The 15,478-nt window shown below is 54.9% G+C and carries 11 protein-coding genes; 3 read left to right on the top strand and 8 right to left on the bottom strand.

Annotated elements, in window-relative coordinates; genetic code table 11:
• Positions 1–2: 2 nt before the first annotated feature.
• The 7 genes from B5F34_RS06470 to B5F34_RS06440 all read right to left on the bottom strand — a co-directional run bounded on the left by B5F34_RS06470 (position 3) and on the right by B5F34_RS06440 (position 7,841).
• Positions 3–1,085: a choloylglycine hydrolase family protein gene (locus tag B5F34_RS06470; protein WP_087336352.1), complete on the bottom strand. Its 1,083-nt coding sequence runs from the start codon at positions 1,083–1,085 to the stop codon at positions 3–5.
• A gap of 69 nt (positions 1,086–1,154) precedes the next feature.
• Entirely contained in the window at positions 1,155–1,766 is a 612-nt protein-coding gene (locus B5F34_RS06465) for an L-threonylcarbamoyladenylate synthase (protein ID WP_087336291.1), read from the bottom strand.
• Between the two features lie 60 nt (positions 1,767–1,826).
• The gene (locus tag B5F34_RS06460) at positions 1,827–2,249 is read right to left on the bottom strand and encodes a PIN domain-containing protein (protein WP_087336289.1); all 423 of its coding nucleotides are present in this window, start codon (positions 2,247–2,249) and stop codon (positions 1,827–1,829) included.
• On the bottom strand, positions 2,246–2,500 hold the full coding sequence (locus B5F34_RS06455; protein ID WP_087336287.1) for a hypothetical protein: 255 nt from the start codon (positions 2,498–2,500) through the stop codon (positions 2,246–2,248). Before B5F34_RS06455 ends, B5F34_RS06460 begins: the two co-directional genes overlap by 4 nt.
• Before the next feature lie 202 nt (positions 2,501–2,702).
• A complete protein-coding gene (locus tag B5F34_RS06450; protein WP_087336285.1) occupies positions 2,703–5,288 on the bottom strand; it encodes a hypothetical protein in 2,586 nt (861 codons plus the stop codon).
• Between the two features lies 1 nt (position 5,289).
• Positions 5,290–7,041 carry an AAA family ATPase gene (locus B5F34_RS06445; protein ID WP_087336283.1) on the bottom strand — a complete coding sequence of 584 codons (1,752 nt, stop codon included), beginning with the start codon at positions 7,039–7,041 and terminating at the stop codon, positions 5,290–5,292.
• Positions 7,038–7,841, bottom strand: coding sequence for a Cof-type HAD-IIB family hydrolase (locus tag B5F34_RS06440; protein WP_087336281.1), 804 nt, complete (start codon positions 7,839–7,841; stop codon positions 7,038–7,040). Before B5F34_RS06440 ends, B5F34_RS06445 begins: the two co-directional genes overlap by 4 nt.
• A gap of 149 nt (positions 7,842–7,990) precedes the next feature.
• Here B5F34_RS06440 and B5F34_RS06435 point away from each other — a divergent pair, with 149 nt between their 5' ends.
• From B5F34_RS06435 to B5F34_RS06425, 3 genes are all read left to right on the top strand, one after another.
• A complete protein-coding gene (locus B5F34_RS06435; RefSeq protein WP_087336279.1) occupies positions 7,991–9,160 on the top strand; it encodes a PatB family C-S lyase in 1,170 nt (389 codons plus the stop codon).
• Positions 9,161–9,172: 12 nt separating this feature from the next.
• Positions 9,173–10,825 carry a hypothetical protein gene (locus tag B5F34_RS06430; protein WP_087336277.1) on the top strand — a complete coding sequence of 551 codons (1,653 nt, stop codon included), beginning with the start codon at positions 9,173–9,175 and terminating at the stop codon, positions 10,823–10,825.
• A gap of 193 nt (positions 10,826–11,018) precedes the next feature.
• The gene (locus B5F34_RS06425; protein ID WP_087336275.1) at positions 11,019–13,349 is read left to right on the top strand and encodes a TonB-dependent receptor; all 2,331 of its coding nucleotides are present in this window, start codon (positions 11,019–11,021) and stop codon (positions 13,347–13,349) included.
• A 96-nt stretch (positions 13,350–13,445) separates the two neighbouring features.
• Here the strand turns inward: B5F34_RS06425 and B5F34_RS06420 are convergent, their stop codons facing one another.
• Positions 13,446–15,350: a heparinase II/III family protein gene (locus B5F34_RS06420; protein WP_087336273.1), complete on the bottom strand. Its 1,905-nt coding sequence runs from the start codon at positions 15,348–15,350 to the stop codon at positions 13,446–13,448.
• Between the last annotated feature and the right edge of the window lie 128 nt (positions 15,351–15,478).

The raw sequence follows: 15,478 nt of genomic DNA, 5'->3' as shown, positions 1-15,478 counted from the left end.
CTTTAATGAATTATCACCTTTTCTACCGGCTGCTGCCTGACCGTGTCCATCGCTACAGCCTGGTAGCGTGTTTGGGAAAAGTCTATCCCGTTGAGGTCGATGCAACGGATGCGGCTGTCGTACATGGTGCGGAAATAGATGCACCCGCCCATCATGTCGGTAGCCGATGTCCATTGTGTGGCACTGGGGATGTCGGCTGGCACCTTGCCTCCGGCAAACTCAATACCCACGGGGATGTCGAAGTTGTTCAGTATCTGGAAACTTTGCAGGACAGTCTTTCCGGCCGTGTCCTGCTGCGGGGCGCTGGTCTGGTAGAACGCGGCACGCACAAAGCGTGAAGGGGGCGTTACGTCGCCCGGTAATCCAAGGAAACCGCTGCCCGCACCGAACTGTTTCAATTCTATGCTGCCTAATTGTTGTGCCGGTGCCGGTCCGGGGAAAAGGTTGACATAGTTGTTCAGGTTTGTCAGGTGCCAAGGCAGGTCGGGTGAATTGGTCAGCACGCCAAGTGTGTTCTCGTAGAAGCGCAGTTCGCCGCCATTCACGATTTCCAGCACAATCTGTCTTCCTGTGCGGTCGGTAAACCGCCAGTGTACGGTGGAAGCGCGCGGGTCAATCTGCACGACGTGTACTTTCTTCACGGCGGCTTTCACCTCGTCCACTGTGGCACATTCGCCGAGCAGCCACGCCACCACTTGCAGGTCGGCCACAGTCGATGCCTTTTCGGCGGGGTCGTAGGTCTCATATTTTCCGTAGGCAGGGAAATAGAACAGTCCGGCAGACAAGCCAGCTTCGTTCAGTCCTTCGGCCACGAATTGTTCCTGTTCCACGGCGAGGCCTACATAGCCATAGCGTGCGTCGAACGTCATTCCGTCCGTCTGTCCGCCGGGCAGGAGTGATTGCTGGCGGTAGCCGCGCGGCACAATGACATACTGGCTGTTGAGGTCGCTTCCGCCCCATTCAATGGTGCGTGCCACTACGGTATGTCCGTCTTTACTTTTCAGCGTGATGCCTGTACAGGCACTGGTAGGAAAGGATAACAGCAGGGCTGCTGTTGCGAATAATAAGTTGAGTACTGTTTTCATCATCGGATAAATATTTGAATAATGAAAAGTTAACGCACAACAGCCCCCGGTTGTTCATCCTCCGGCGGGTTATTCTTGCAGGATGCCTGCCCCTTGCCGCACGATGGTCGGCTCATCGCCCGTGCAATCCACTATGGTTGAGCCATCCAGTCCGCCGATACCTCCGTCGATGACCAAGTCGACCAAGCTGCCGTATTTCTCGTCAATCAGTTCCGGGTCGGTGGTATATTCCGGGTCGTCGTCTTCGTCGTGGGGCAGGGTAGCCGTCATGATAGGAGCATCCAGCAGTCGGGCTATTTCGCGGATAATGGGATTGTCCGGCATGCGGATGCCCACCTCCTTGCGGTTGCGGAATATTTTGGGCAGTCGCGTAGTACCGTTCAGTATGAAAGTGAAAGGTCCGGGCAGGTTGCGTTTCATCAGTTTGAAAGTATTGTTGTCTACTTTGGCATATTCGCTGATGGCAGCCAAGTCGTAGCAGATGATGGACAGGTTGTTCTTCTTCGGGTCGATGCCTTTGAGGCGGCAAATGCGTTCGATGGCGCGTTCTTTCAGTCCGTGGCAACCGATGGCGTATTTCGAGTCGGTGGGATAGATGAGCAGACCGCCGTCGTTCAGCAGGTCGACAATGTGCTGCAGGTCGTCGGGATCGTTGTTCTTGTTGTAAAGTTTTAGTAGCATAGGGCCATGGGATGATTTTCGACAAAGATAGGAAACTTTCCGCAATATCGGCTGGCTGTTTCAGAAATAATCGGGAGATAATGCAAGAAAGTCTTGCGGTTGCCATATCGGTATGATTGCCTTGGCAAAGTCTTTGGGGTTGCGGGTGATGATTCCGTCTACACCGGCCTCCATGGCTGCATAGTATTGACTGGCATCTTCCAGATCTTTCCAATCAGCATAAAGGCTTTTTCGCATGGAGGATTCGGTGAAGTTCGCCGTTTCAGTGAAACTCTCTATTTTCTGGAGGGCTACAATCAAGGCATATTCTGGCTTTTTATATTTTTTGCCGATATAAAACGTATTGATGTAAGACAGCGGTGAAAGCACCAAAGTGATTTTCTTCTCATATCCGAGCGTGAAGATTTTTCGGGCGGCTTCTACAAATTCTTCCCTGTCGCAAACTAAGTCCACTAAAATATTGGTATCAATAAAAACTTTCATTTTGCATATTTGGCTTCAATCAGGGATTGTATATCATTCACGTCTTCAGGAACTGGTTCCCCGCCTTTAACAGAGAGGGAGTCTATCCATTCGGCGGTGGAAGCTTCATGGCTCTGCGGTTCCTCCGTTTTTCCTTCAGCGGACAGCAGGCTGGCAGAGAGCCTGTTGATGATGAACAACTTGACTTCATCGCTTAGTGCAAGTAATTGTCGGAGATAATTGTCCGGTAAAAGTGGGAGAGAGGTGTTCATAATTCGTCCTTTCTTTTGGGTATAGAGGTTAATGACAGCAAAGATAGGAAACTTTCCGCAATATCGGCTGGTCTGAATAAAAAATAATGGGAGAAATCCCGCTTATATATATGAAGCAAATTTCCAAGCCCTTGTGCGTTTGCTCCGGAGCCCTTGGAAATTTGCTTCATATATATAAACTGCGGCTTAAGTGCGTGCCGCTTTATCGGGATGCCTGCTGCAGGACACCGATTTGTCCGTTTCCTGTCAGCGTTTCAATGGTGATGCGCGGCTTGCTGCAACGGCTGTTGTTGAAGAAGCGGAGCCGGGCGCGGCCGTCTTTGTCGGGCACTACTTCAGGGTTCCAGTACAGCGTGCGGCGGTAGTCGTCGGCCTGTGGAGGCAATACGCGGTAGTCGGGCTGATAGAATTCCTTCACCTGGCTGTAGCCTTCCAGGTGCGTTTTGCGCACCCCTTTGGCGGCCCGGGCGGGAATCTCGGCTTCGGGGTAAGTTTCTATCAGGACGGCACAGCCGTAAAGATCAAGAATGTCAAAAGGAGACAGCTTGGGGTCGGCATATTGCAGGATGGTCTGCAAATCTTCGCTGATGTAGATTGATTTAATAGATTCCAGTGTCAGCAGGCGGTATTTGTTGGCACTCATTTCATCAAGGTATGTCCGTTCATAGTTGATGACAAAGAGAATCTGCTTCCACTTATACCGTAAATACTCCCTTCCTCCCGGTGCTATTATCTTGCTGAAGTTGGAGTTCATGTTCGTCAGCAGTTCATGAATGTCATCGCCGATGAACTTGTTGCGGTCCAGTATGTCGTCTATTTCGGAAGCCACATCGTAGTATGCCACCGATTTCCGGCGCGCTTCATATACATCGTGAGTGCGGTCGCGCTTTTTGGTTGTCACCACGACTTCGTCCAGACGGTGTATCTTTTCGGTCTGTCCGGTTTGGCGCAACGAGTCTTCATAAGCATTAATGATACGGTCGAAATCCAACTCTTCCGGTATCGCATTCAATGAATCGGGCGTCAACACCTCTTCTTGAACGGTCTCTATTTGCATTTCGGCCAGCGGATAGGTCTTGGGAGACGGACTGAACACGCGGTCGAGCACGATGCGGTGGTCTTTCTTCTTCCCGTTTTTGGTGACAGAAAGTATCAGGTCCCAACGCCCTTTCACGTCGGTGCATAACCGGAAGCGTCCTAAACTGTCTGAAACCAGACTGCTGAACAACGTTTGGCTACTGTCGTTTCCGAGGGTGTCGCGTTTCATCAGGACGGTGATGTCCATGTCGGCCTTCGGTTTGCTTTGCACCATGGAAACGACTTTGCCGTGTACTTCAATGCCCTGTTCGGGTCGGTTTTTCAGTTCAAACGGAGTGACGCCGGCTTGCTGTTCCCAGTCGTAGCGCCGCCAGCCTTGCACCATCAGCAAGTGGTCCAGAGCACGGCGGTGCAGTTCGTCGTCTGCTTCGAAATACCAGGCAGGATGCCGGACATAGCCTTTGATTTCCGACATCAGCAGGAGGTCGGTCAGCAGCGAATGCCGTTCTTCCACCTCGTCCTTCCCATCGCGTACCGATACGGACATCGGGGCACGGAGCGGGTTGCCCATCGTGTCTTGCAGGCAGATTTCCAAGCCGATGGAATCGTATGGAAGGTAAGAAGCCCTGTCGGTCTGAGCCGTTATGCACACGGTGTCCGGCCGTCCGGTAAAGAACAGACGGTCTGCCAGAATGTGTCCGTCGCTGTTGAAGACCACAGCCTGCGCTACTCCCACGGGCATGCCGTGCCGGCTGAGGTTGAAGTGCAGGGGCTCGCTTCCGTCGTTCAGGTCCAATAGGTAGAAACGGTGCAACTGTCCCCGGCACAGGATGGCCAGTCCTGCCATGTCGTCTGCCATCTGCCGGTGTTTCTGCAAGCGGATGCCGATGCTGTCGGCCGATGCCAGATTGTCCACGCCGAAGCTGATACCCGTGGGTTGCACCTCCGGAAGGTCGAAACGATACGTTTTTCCTTCCCATTGCACCACAGCCCGGACTTCTTTCTCTCCCGGTGTGTAGCTGAACACGCCCCGTCCTTCGTGCAGGCTGGCGAAGGCAAAGAGAGAATCCTTTTCACTGTTTATAATCTTTCCGGTTATATCCACCGGATTACCCCACGCGTCTGTGGCTTCGAAGGCGATGCGGGCGGGCAATCCCTCTACCATATAGCCTCCTTCGGGATAGAACTTCAGGTTCAGCTTTTTGCCTTTCTTGGGCTGTTTCCGTATCCGGGGATATTTATAAACGGTGTAAGGGTGGATTTCCTTTTGAGCATAGTCGCCCGGCGTTTCCGGCTTTTCAAATACGGGAAGGATGCGCGAGAAAATGCAGTCTTCGCCGAAGTTCAGCATATATTTCGTGTAGGCTCTTACTTCGTAGAAGCCGGCGTAGAAAGGCAGTTGCGTCAACGAGAAATTGCCGTGGCAGCGCCCGTTGCGGATGGGGAGAATGCGGGTGGCGACGATTTCTCCGCCCGGATTGAGCAGTTCCACATACAATGTCTTGCTCAGGGATGTGGGGCGGTTGCGTTCGGGGGTGACGATGTAGCACTGAAACCAGATGTCGTCGCCCTGATAGTAGCTGGTATTGTCGAAGTGCAGGCTGACTTTCTCTTGTGGCAGTGACAGCCCGAAGCGCTGGGCTGCCTGAGCATATTGGAACAGGCGCAGTGACAGACTGTCTTCCGCAGACCGGGCTGTCGCAGTGAGGGCACATGCCCCAAATAGTAGTACTAACCAAAGTCTTTTCATTTCACTGATTCTCCTTTTTCATTTCCTTGTCCAGTTTCTTTATCTTAGTCCATGCTTCGCGGAACTTTGGACAGAGTGCCACTGCTTTTTCGTAATTGCGCATGGCGGCTTCTTTCATGCCCAGGGTCAGGCATTCATCGCCCATCTGGATGTATTCGCGGGCATATTTTACCAGCGTCTTTTCCTTTTCTACCGCTTCCCGCCGCAGGCGCATGTTGTCTTCGCGGAGGCGGTTGATGATGTTCAGCTTGCGGCGGATGAGGCGTTGGGCGACAGGCTTTTCGATGTCGTAGCGGGCGTGTATGGCTTTGAAAAACTCGGTCAGGAAGGCATCGAAGTCGCCTTGGTCGAAAGCGCGGGTGGCTGCGGCATAGCGGATGTCGGCTTCAGCCTGCTTCAGGGCGCGGTCGATGGCTTGTGGGTTGTTGAACCGCCGGGCGAACTGGGTGATTTCCGGACGCACGAACACGTCGGCAGGCTGGATGGGCTGTCGCAGTTGCATGCCTTCCAGCGAGGTGCAGCGGCTCAGCGCTACATAGGTCTGCCCGCCGGCAAATACACCGCCCGTCAGGTCTATCACTACCCGGCTGAAGGTCAGCCCCTGGCTCTTGTGGACGGTGATGGCCCAGGCCAGGCGTACGGGAAACTGGGTAAATGTGCCCAGCACTTCTTCTTCTATTTCTTTTTTCTCTTCGTTGTATTTGTAGCGGATGTTCCTCCACGACTCCGGCCGCACGTCGCATTCGTGTCCGTCGTCGGTAATGATGTAGAGGATGCGTTGCTCTTCGTCGAATCCGCTTACTACACCGATGGTACCGTTCACCCAGCGGTGTTCAGGGTCGTTCTTGACGAAGATAATCTGTGCACCGGGCTTCAGTTCGAGGTCGCGAGTGGTGGGCAGACTGCTTTCTGGAAAGTCGCCCGTCACTTTCCCCTTGAAAACGACCGGTTCTCCCGGCAGTTCGTCCAGCTTGCGTTCGTTGATGTAGTCCACGGTGTCGCGGCGTGTGGCAAGGGTGATATACATGTCTGCCTCCGAATCTTCTATCTGTGTGCCGCAGCGGGCATTCAGTACCTGTAGGTCGGTCTGGGTCAGGTTGGCATTGCGGATGTGGTCCAATACACCAACAAACGTCGGGTCGCTTTGCCGGTACACCTTCTGCAGTTCGATAGACACCAAGTCAATTTGTCCGAATACCCGCGCCGAGAAGAAGAAGGGGTTGGGGTAGAAGCGGTTCAGTATTTCGCGTTCGTCGCTCTTCACTACTGGTTCCAGCTGGTAGACATCGCCTACCAGCAGCAATTGCTTGCCGCCGAAAGGTTCACGCAAGTTGTGGGAATAGACGCGGAGAATGCGGTCGACGGCATCGATGATGTCAGCACGCACCATCGAGATTTCGTCGATGATAATCAGTTCCAGTTCCTCCAACAACTTGCGGTGTTCCTTGGTATAACGCAAGAACTGATGGATGCGTCCGCGCTGGAGGCTCAGGTTGGGGTCGTCGGGCAGCAGGGGGTGGAAAGGCAAACGGAAGAAGCTGTGCAGCGTGCTGCCTCCGGCATTGATGGCGGCGATGCCGGTCGGCGCCAGGACGACGTGCTTCTTCTTCACGTTGTCGCAGATGTACCGCAGAAAGGTCGATTTGCCCGTGCCTGCCTTGCCCGTCAGGAAAAGCGACTGGCGGGTGTATTTGATGAGTTCCAATGCCTGACGGAACTCCCGATTGGCGGTGTCGGGTTGGAAGGCGGTCATACGAGTTCGAAGTGTTGCAGGGCCTTGGCGATGCCGTCCCGGTCCACGGTGTCCGTCACATAGTCAGCTTCGGCTTTCACCGGGTCATTGGCATTGCCCATGGCCACGCCGATACCCGCGTGGCGCAGCATGGGGATGTCATTGCCCCCGTCGCCGAAGGCCATGGTGTCTGCCACATCGATACCGAAGTGGCGGCACATCAGGTCGATGCCCAGTTGCTTGTTGCAACCCAGTGCAGAGACATCAACGAAGGCAGGATGCCAGCGTCCAATCTCGCAGTTGGGCAGAAAGGGGCGGACCTCCTGTTCCTGCTTCTCGTCGAAGAAAGGAGACAACTGGCACACATCCGGGATGAGCTGCAGGGCTTCGGTCGGGGTTACGGCTGGCACCTCTTTGGCGTGCAGGTACTCTACGAATACCTGCCGCAAGGTCTCGCTGGGGTAGCAGGCACAGATACGGTGCTCGTCTACTACGGTGCAGGTGATATGGTGTGCCTCGCAATAGTCCAGGATTACCTTCACTTCCGGGGCAGGAATTACTTGCTTGTGGATGACCACACCACCCACGTAGCAGTAGCCACCGTTCATCGTGACGTAGCCGTCTATCAGTTCGCGGTCCTGCAACGCCCCCAGATTGTTGATGAAGCCTGGAGCGCGTCCCGTGGCGATGAATACTTTTACACCGTGGCGACGGGCAGCGGCGATGGCCTCGACGGCAGAGGTTGGGATGCAGTGGGTCTGGAAGCTGACCAGTGTGCCGTCTATGTCCAGAAACAGGGCTTTTATCTGTCTTTTTTCCATAATGTCAGTGATGCATAAGATGTTGTTCACGCGCAGAGGCAGTCAATATGTACTCCGTCAGGTGGAAGTCCGTACGGAGGTTTTGTCTGCAAAAATAAGAAAATATCGGGAGAATTCGTACTTTTGCCTGCATTTTGAAAGATACGACTATGACTTACGATTTTGATGAACTGATACTGCGCCGCGGAACTGACTCAGTAAAGTGGGATGGCGTGAAAGAACTTTGGGGGCGCGATGACCTCCTTCCTATGTGGGTGGCAGACATGGACTTCCGTACACCTCCTTTCGTAATGGATGCCCTGCAACGCCAACTCTCGTCCGGCATCCTGGGTTATACTCGCCCCTGTGACGACTGGGCACCAGCCATAAAGGACTGGCTGCTGCACCGCCACGGCTGGCAGATTGAAACGGACTGGCTTTGTTTTGTGCCCGGCATTGTCCGCGCTCAGGCTTTCGCCCTGCTGTGCTTCACCCGTCCCGGCGACCGTGTGCTGGTGATGCCGCCTGTCTATCATCCTTTCTTCCTTGTGACGCAGAAATTGAAGCGCGAGGTGGTATTCTCGCCCCTCGACCTGCGCGACGGGTATTACCACATCGACTTCGACCGTCTGGAACATGACGTTGAGGGATGCCGCGTGCTCATACTCTGCAACCCTCACAATCCCGGCGGGCGCGTCTGGACAGCGGACGAATTGCGCCGCGTGGCCGACATTTGCCACCGCTACGGTGTGATGGTGCTTTCTGACGAGATTCATGCCGATCTAACACTGCCCGGCTACAGCCACCATCCCTTTGCTACCGTGTCGCCCGAAGCTGCCGACATCAGCCTTACGTTCATGGCGCCCAGCAAGGCGTTCAACATGCCGGGGCTGGCTTCATCTTATGCTGTTGCTGTCAATCCCGACATCCGCCACCGTTTTCATGAATTTATGGAGGCAGGCGAGTTCAGCGAGGGTCACATGCTGGCCTATGTGGGTTGTGCCGCTGCTTATCGTCAGGGTGAAGAGTGGCTCTTACAGTTATTGACTTATATCCAGGGCAACATTGACTTTACCGAAGCATTCCTGCGGGAGCGTATTCCTTCCATCGGCATGATACGTCCGCAGGCCTCTTATCTTATTTTCTTGGATTGCCGCCGTCTCGGTCTTGCGCAGTCAGAGCTTTTGCGCCTCTTTGCCGATGGGGCTCGTCTGGCATTGAACGACGGCACCATGTTCGGACAGGGAGGCGAAGGCTTCATGCGCCTCAACGTGGGTTGTCCGCGGGCGGTGCTGAAGCAGGCGTTGGAACAATTGGAAGCAGCGGTGTCCCATATATAATATATTGTGTATATGTCGATGCGCTTGTTTGTCCTGTTCGCTTGCCTGTTGCTGACGACTGCTTGTCGTCGCGGGGCGGATGACCTTACGTTGTTGCGCCATGCCGATACCCTTTGGCTGACAAACACCGATAGCGTTGCCGTCTTGTTGAGGCAAATGGAGCGTCCCGAACTGCTGCCCCGCGAAGATCGCCTGCGTTACGGCTGGCTGAGGGCATACGTGGATTATGACCGGAATGCTTCCATGACTGAGGACTCCCTCATCTTGCCTGCCTTTGACTACTTCACTACGTCCGGTGATAGCGCCCGTCTCCTGACTTCCTACCTGCTGAAAGCCGCCTACCTGCACGCTAAGGGGCACCATGACCGGGAGTTGGCTGTACTGGACAGCGGCTGTGTCCAAGCCTTGTCGTGGGATGACTGCATCCGGGCAGGTGACTTCTTGGCGGAAAAGGGTGAGTGCTACGTCTATACCTATAAGGATTATACCCGCGCTGCCGATGCCTATCGCCGTGCCTTGACCTTGCGCGAAACGGCCGCCAATCATTTTTCGCTGGGCATCTGCCTGGGCTTGCAGAAAGCTGATTCCGCTGTCTGGCATACTAATCGCAGCGTTGTCCTGGCCTTACAGCAAGGTGACACTACCCAGGCTGTCCGCTACTTGCGCAACCAAGCCCAGATGATGGTCTACGTCTCAATCGACTATTACGAGGCCATCCGTTTGCTGCACCGTTTACTGGACCTCACGGACAGTCCCGATGTGCTGGACATTGCTTGTGTCACGATGAGCGAATGTTTCTTGAAGTTGGGACGTTTCGATTCTGCCCAATATTACTTGGACAAAGGACGGGCCTATTACCACCGAGAGGGGTATAAGTCTGTGACTGCCGAAAACCAGTTGGGCTACCTGCAAGGTGTGCTGGACTACGCCTGCACCGGCACCTTCGACTACCTTAGCCTAATGCGCTACAACGATTCCGTGGGCAACGCCCTCAACGCCCTGCACAGTACCATACGTCAGAAAGACCGCACGCGTGACGACCTGTCCGAAGCTAACCTGCACCTGCTGGTCGACCGCCAGCGTATGCGCCTTTGGCTTCAGGGCGCATTGTTGTTCCTGCTGCTCATAGGCGGGACGACTTTCTATCTGTTCCACCGTCGCCGCGCTCGCCTGATTGAGGCTGAAGAGCGCATCGAAACCCTCGACCGTCTGTTGGCTGAGGTTTCTGTCCCTTCGCCCTCATCCACGGCCTTGTCTGCCAGGGAAGACGACCGCTTGTTCCGCCGCATTCTCCTGCAGCAGTTAGGTCTGATACGACTCGTGGCAGGACAGCCCACGGCACAAAATCAGGAATTGCTACGCCGCTTCTCTACCTTGCCGCATCCGGACGACACAGCCGAAGGGTTGTTGGTGTGGGACGACCTCTATCCCCTCATTGACCGTCTTTACGATAACTTTCATGCTCGGCTTGTCGCCCGTTTTGGTACGCTGCTGACCGACAAGGAACAGCAACTCTGTTGCCTGCTCCGTGCTGACTTCACCACCAAGGAAATCAGTGTCCTCACCGGTCAGAGCGTCCCCACCATCTACCAGCGCAAGACTACCATCCGCAAGAAGCTCGGCATGGATGAGAAAGGAGACATCGTGTCTTTCCTCGCTTCCTGACCGTCCGGCTGCGGGGGATATGGACGGGGCATAGACGAGCCTGAGGCTGATATAGAAGAGTGGTTCGTTAAATGCTTGTTAACCAGTGAGGTCTGTCGGCTTTATATAGACTTTTTAGTCGTTCATATAGACCGTTTGAGAGCTTCTTTCGCCTTAACTTTGTAGGCAAAGAAACTTAAAAACGTAACGCGATATGAAACGAATCTTACTCTTCTTGGCGTGCCTCGCCACGCTGACGGGCGTCTTCGCCCAGACCCTTTTCAAAGGCCGAATAGTCGACGAACAAGGTCAACCCTTTCCGTATGTCAATGTTGTCCTCCTCTCCCTGCCCGATTCGGCCTACGTGGCGGGTGCGGTGAGCGGCGACGACGGATGCTTTTCTCTTCCAGCCTCGACCCGTGGTCGGTTGCTGCGCGCCTCCTTTATCGGTTATACTACATTATATAAAGAGGTCGTGGGGGCAGACATCGGAACCCTGGCGTTGCAACTCGATGCGCAGATGCTGGGCGAAGTGACCGTTCGCGCTAACCTGCCCAAAGTGCGGTTGAAGGGCGATGCCCAGGTGACCACCGTGCAGGGCAGTGTCTTGGAGCAGGCCGGCACGGGTAACGACCTGCTGAACCGCATCCCGGGGTTGTCGGCAGACGAGGGCGCGGTGAGCGTCTTCGGCAGCGGCTCGGCCGAGGTGTATATCAACGGGCGTAAGATGCGCAACGCTTCCGAACTGGACCAGCTCTCATCCGACAATATCCGCAGTGTTGAGGTCATCCGTAATCCCGGCGCGCGCTACGATGCTTCAGTTCAGGCCGTGGTGCGCATCTACACCAAGCGGCCGCAGGGTGAGGGCCTGGGTGTCAACGATCGGTTCAGTACCAATTATAGCTACGGCTGGAGCGTGCTCAACCAGATTAATCTCAATTACCGCCGTGGTGGCTTCGACCTCAACGCCATGCTCTATGCTTCCGACAGACGTGAAGAAGATAACAAGGGACTGGTGCAGGAAACCTTCCTCGACCACACCTGGCGGCAGGAGAGCAATGTCAATACCCGCAATCACTCGCAGAACTTAGAGACCACGCTGACGCTGAACTACCAGTTCAACGACCGCCATTCCATCGGCGCCTACTACGACTTCGACCGCACGCCCAAGAATAAATGGAGCATTCCGCCCTTGCCCACCAGCGTTTACCGCGATGGCGAGTTGTACGAAACCAGTGTCAGCAGCGGCTGGGAAAACCGCACCCGCTACGCCCACTCTGCCAACGCCTACTACAATGGCCGACTGGGCGACTGGACCATCGACTTCAACGCCGACGGCTTGTGGTCCACTGCCAAGACCCCGCAGAACATGCTGGAGCAGGTGACGCCCGCCGGTGCGTCCACACCGCAGGAGCAGACCGTCACCAACCGTTCGCAGCAGGAGAACACGCTATACGCCGCCAAGCTCTTAGTGGAACATCCCCTGTGGGGAGGCAACCTGTCGCTGGGCAGCGAGTACACCTACACCAACCGCCTGAACCGATACACCAATGCCGAAGGCATCCTGCAAGATGATGACAGCCGCATCTGCGAAAATGCCTGGTCCGTCTTTCTGGAGTATGGCCGTTCCTTCGGGAAGTTGCAGGCCAAGGCGGGCGTGCGCTACGAGCACCTCGTCTCCGACTACTATGAGCAGGAGCGGCGCATCGAAGGGCAGAGCCGCACGTACGACAATGTCTTCCCCTCCCTCTCCCTCCTGATGCCTGTGGGCAAGGACGTGCAACTGCAGCTGACCTACTCCGGCAGCATCAACCGTCCCAACTACTGGCAGCTGCGCAACAGCGTCACCTACATCAACCGTTATACCTACGAGAGCGGCAACCCAGCCCTGAACCCTTCGCTGGTACACCGCCTCTCGCTCAGTGCCGCCTGGAAGTGGGTCTATCTGAATCTGGGCTACCGTCACGTGCGCGATGGCTTTCTCTACCACAGCGGCATGTACGACGAGGCGAATCCCGCCATCAGCCTTGTGCAATACATCAACACGACCGATGCCGACTACTTCAACGCTGCGCTCACCCTGGCTCCCACCATCGGCCTCTGGTCTCCCCAGTTTACCGCCATGCTGTCTCAACAAGGGTTTTACGTCGATACGCCCGACGGGCGGGAACTGTTCAACCACCCCATGGCCTCTTTCCGTTGGGGCAACACGTTCGACCTTCCACTCGGCTTCCGGCTCAACCTTGACCTCAGCGCACAGACGCGCGGCCATGAAGAGAGCTATCATGTGTTTCGCCCTTCGTGGAGCATGGACGCTTCGCTCTACAAAGGCTTCCTGGACGACCGCCTCAGCCTCCAGCTTCAGGGCACCGACCTCTTCAACTCCAGCCGGGCCCCGCTGACCCTGTATAGCGGCAACCGCTTGATGACCATCGAACAGGAGACGCGCCGCCGCTTCCGCTTCACCTTGCGTTACAGGTTCAATGCCTCAAGGAGTAAATACAAGGGCACCGGTGCCGGACAGGAGCAGCGCCGCCGCATGTAGGTCCATGATGATGAAAAAAGCACCGGAGGAAAACGCAGATGCGGATTCCCCCGGCGCTTTTTGTTTCTTGCGGCCGATTATGCCCGTGGCCGTTGCCTACAGCCGTTTGACGGTGAATGAATAATTTCCTTTCTTGACCTGCTGTCTCGCCTTGAAACACAGGCGGTAGATTCCCTTGCCCCATACGTTGGACAGCTTCGGATCGGTTAGTTCCTTCGTTTCCGTGGTCAGTTCGAAGCAGTCGGGGTCATAAGACAATTCTGCTTGTGTGCCATTGATTCGGATGCGGACTTTTCCCGCCGTAGAGGTATCCACCTCTCCCCAAGTCAGGAAGTTGACAATGTTGGGCGATACGGCCTCTTCCAGTTCAAACGCATCGTTTATCTTCACCTGTTTCCCTTTCAGGCGGTACGAGCGGAGCCATTGCTTCACTTTGGCTTCCTGGGGATAGGCCGTGGCGATGTTAACCTCAAAGAATCCCGGTTGTGCTTTCACGTCCGTGGCTTTGTACTTTCTGCCATAGCTTTCGGGCACACCGTTAATCAGAGGCAGATTGTGGTAGTTGCTCTGCATGGTCCAGATGCTGTAACGTTCGCTGCTGAAGGTTTGCCGCGTGTAGGTGCCCACGCCGGCATCAATCAGCACAGGCGTCTGGTCTATCCAAAGCGAGAAGGTGCCCACATCGTTATGATTATGGCTTTCGTCATTGTATCCTCCCTTGGTGGCGAGGAACATTCCATGCTGGCTCATGTAGCAGAATTCTGTTTCCGGATACCAGGTGAAAGGAGGAATCTCATGCTTGGGCGTGGCCTCCTGCAATTCCCCGTCTATGGCCAGTGCAGCCAGTGTGCGGAAGAAATCCCGTCCGTTGCGTGGGGCGGCTTTCGGCTTGCGCATCAGTGCGGCAAATCCTTTCAGTTCGTCGCTGTTCACAGCCTTTCCGAAGCGGTAGACCAAGGCGGCATTGGCATCACCCTTTGCCGACGCGTCGGCAAAATTCACCACCCAGCCGTTACCTATGTACGAGCGTGAGATGTATTCGCCCATCTTCCGTATCATCGGTTCGTCGAAAATGCTGACTTCCCCCCCGGTTGCGTCATACAGTAGTTCCAAGTAATCCAGCGTCTTGCCGGCTGCATGTCCCCAGTAAGACGGTCCTTCCTCACAGCCGCCGTCTGCCTTGATGTAGTTGAAGAACTCGTCGACCGATTGCATGGTCAGATACACGGCTTGCGCCAGCCGGTCGCGGTCGTTCTCCATCAGCAGGAAGCACATCAGCACATTGCTGTTGCACCACGGGTTCCAGTTGTTCAGCATGCGTCCCTTGTTTTGTCGTCCCATCCACCAGAAAGAGTCGTTGGTGAGATAAGGTTGCATGACACGCGTTTCGATTTCGTGGCGCAAGCGGCGGGAGATTTCCGGGTTCACCTTGTCGAATGTCTCGTGCATGAAATAATAAGTCCACGAGAGCAGTCCGCCCATGTCACCGGATACCAGGTCGATGACCGGATAGTCGTAGACGGGCAAGGAGCGGTTGGACGGCTGTACGATAAGATGGGCGGCGAGAGCCCATGAGGTCATTTCGCACGCCTGGAACACACCGTTTATCAGCTGGTCTGTAAACCTGCCTTTCCCTTCGGCCAGTTCGGCCAGCAACAAATCGGTGATGGCTCGGTTGTTCGCTTCGAGCGGCCCTTCCATGATGTCCCGGTTTCCGCTCCGTTCAAATTCCAGATAATCGGTGGCATTTACTCTCTTCCAAGAATAATCGAGCAGCTTCTCGCCTTGTCTGATATACGTTTCTTTATACGCCCCCATGAGCGAATCCCATCCGGCGCGGTCGGCATAGGCGGGATATTCTACCCATTGCTGGTTCATGACAAGCACTTCTTTCAGTTTCTCCAAGTCGGCTTCTTTTTGTAAAAGGTTACGTTCGGTGTAGCCGGATGCCCACGTTGCGCAGAGTAATAGCGCGATAGTTAATAGACAGATTCTTTTCATCGTGTTAAATATGTTTTTAATAGTTGTTTTATGAAGCAAAGGTAAGATATTTTGGGGAATATAAAAATAATGGTGAGCTGAAAAAATGCTGCCAGAAAACCAGTAGCTTGGCAATTTCGGCACAGATT

The organism is Mediterranea sp. An20, from assembly GCF_002160055.1.
Classification (GTDB): Bacteria; Bacteroidota; Bacteroidia; order Bacteroidales; family Bacteroidaceae; genus Bacteroides; species Bacteroides avicola.
This window is presented reverse-complemented; position numbering and strand designations above follow the sequence as displayed.

Bases quoted from the DNA above. Each gene is read 5' to 3' on its own strand.
- B5F34_RS06450 (WP_087336285.1), bottom strand. From the start codon at position 5,288: ATGAAAAGACTTTGGTTAGTACTACTATTTGGGGCATGTGCCCTCACT.
- B5F34_RS06435 (WP_087336279.1), top strand. From the start codon at position 7,991: ATGACTTACGATTTTGATGAACTGATACTGCGCCGCGGAACTGACTCA.
- B5F34_RS06430 (WP_087336277.1), top strand. From the start codon at position 9,173: ATGTCGATGCGCTTGTTTGTCCTGTTCGCTTGCCTGTTGCTGACGACT.
- B5F34_RS06455 (WP_087336287.1), bottom strand. From the start codon at position 2,500: ATGAACACCTCTCTCCCACTTTTACCGGACAATTATCTCCGACAATTA.
- B5F34_RS06445 (WP_087336283.1), bottom strand. From the start codon at position 7,041: ATGACCGCCTTCCAACCCGACACCGCCAATCGGGAGTTCCGTCAGGCA.
- B5F34_RS06440 (WP_087336281.1), bottom strand. From the start codon at position 7,841: ATGGAAAAAAGACAGATAAAAGCCCTGTTTCTGGACATAGACGGCACA.
- B5F34_RS06460 (WP_087336289.1), bottom strand. From the start codon at position 2,249: ATGAAAGTTTTTATTGATACCAATATTTTAGTGGACTTAGTTTGCGAC.
- B5F34_RS06420 (WP_087336273.1), bottom strand. From the start codon at position 15,350: ATGAAAAGAATCTGTCTATTAACTATCGCGCTATTACTCTGCGCAACG.
- B5F34_RS06425 (WP_087336275.1), top strand. From the start codon at position 11,019: ATGAAACGAATCTTACTCTTCTTGGCGTGCCTCGCCACGCTGACGGGC.
- B5F34_RS06470 (WP_087336352.1), bottom strand. From the start codon at position 1,085: ATGAAAACAGTACTCAACTTATTATTCGCAACAGCAGCCCTGCTGTTA.
- B5F34_RS06465 (WP_087336291.1), bottom strand. From the start codon at position 1,766: ATGCTACTAAAACTTTACAACAAGAACAACGATCCCGACGACCTGCAG.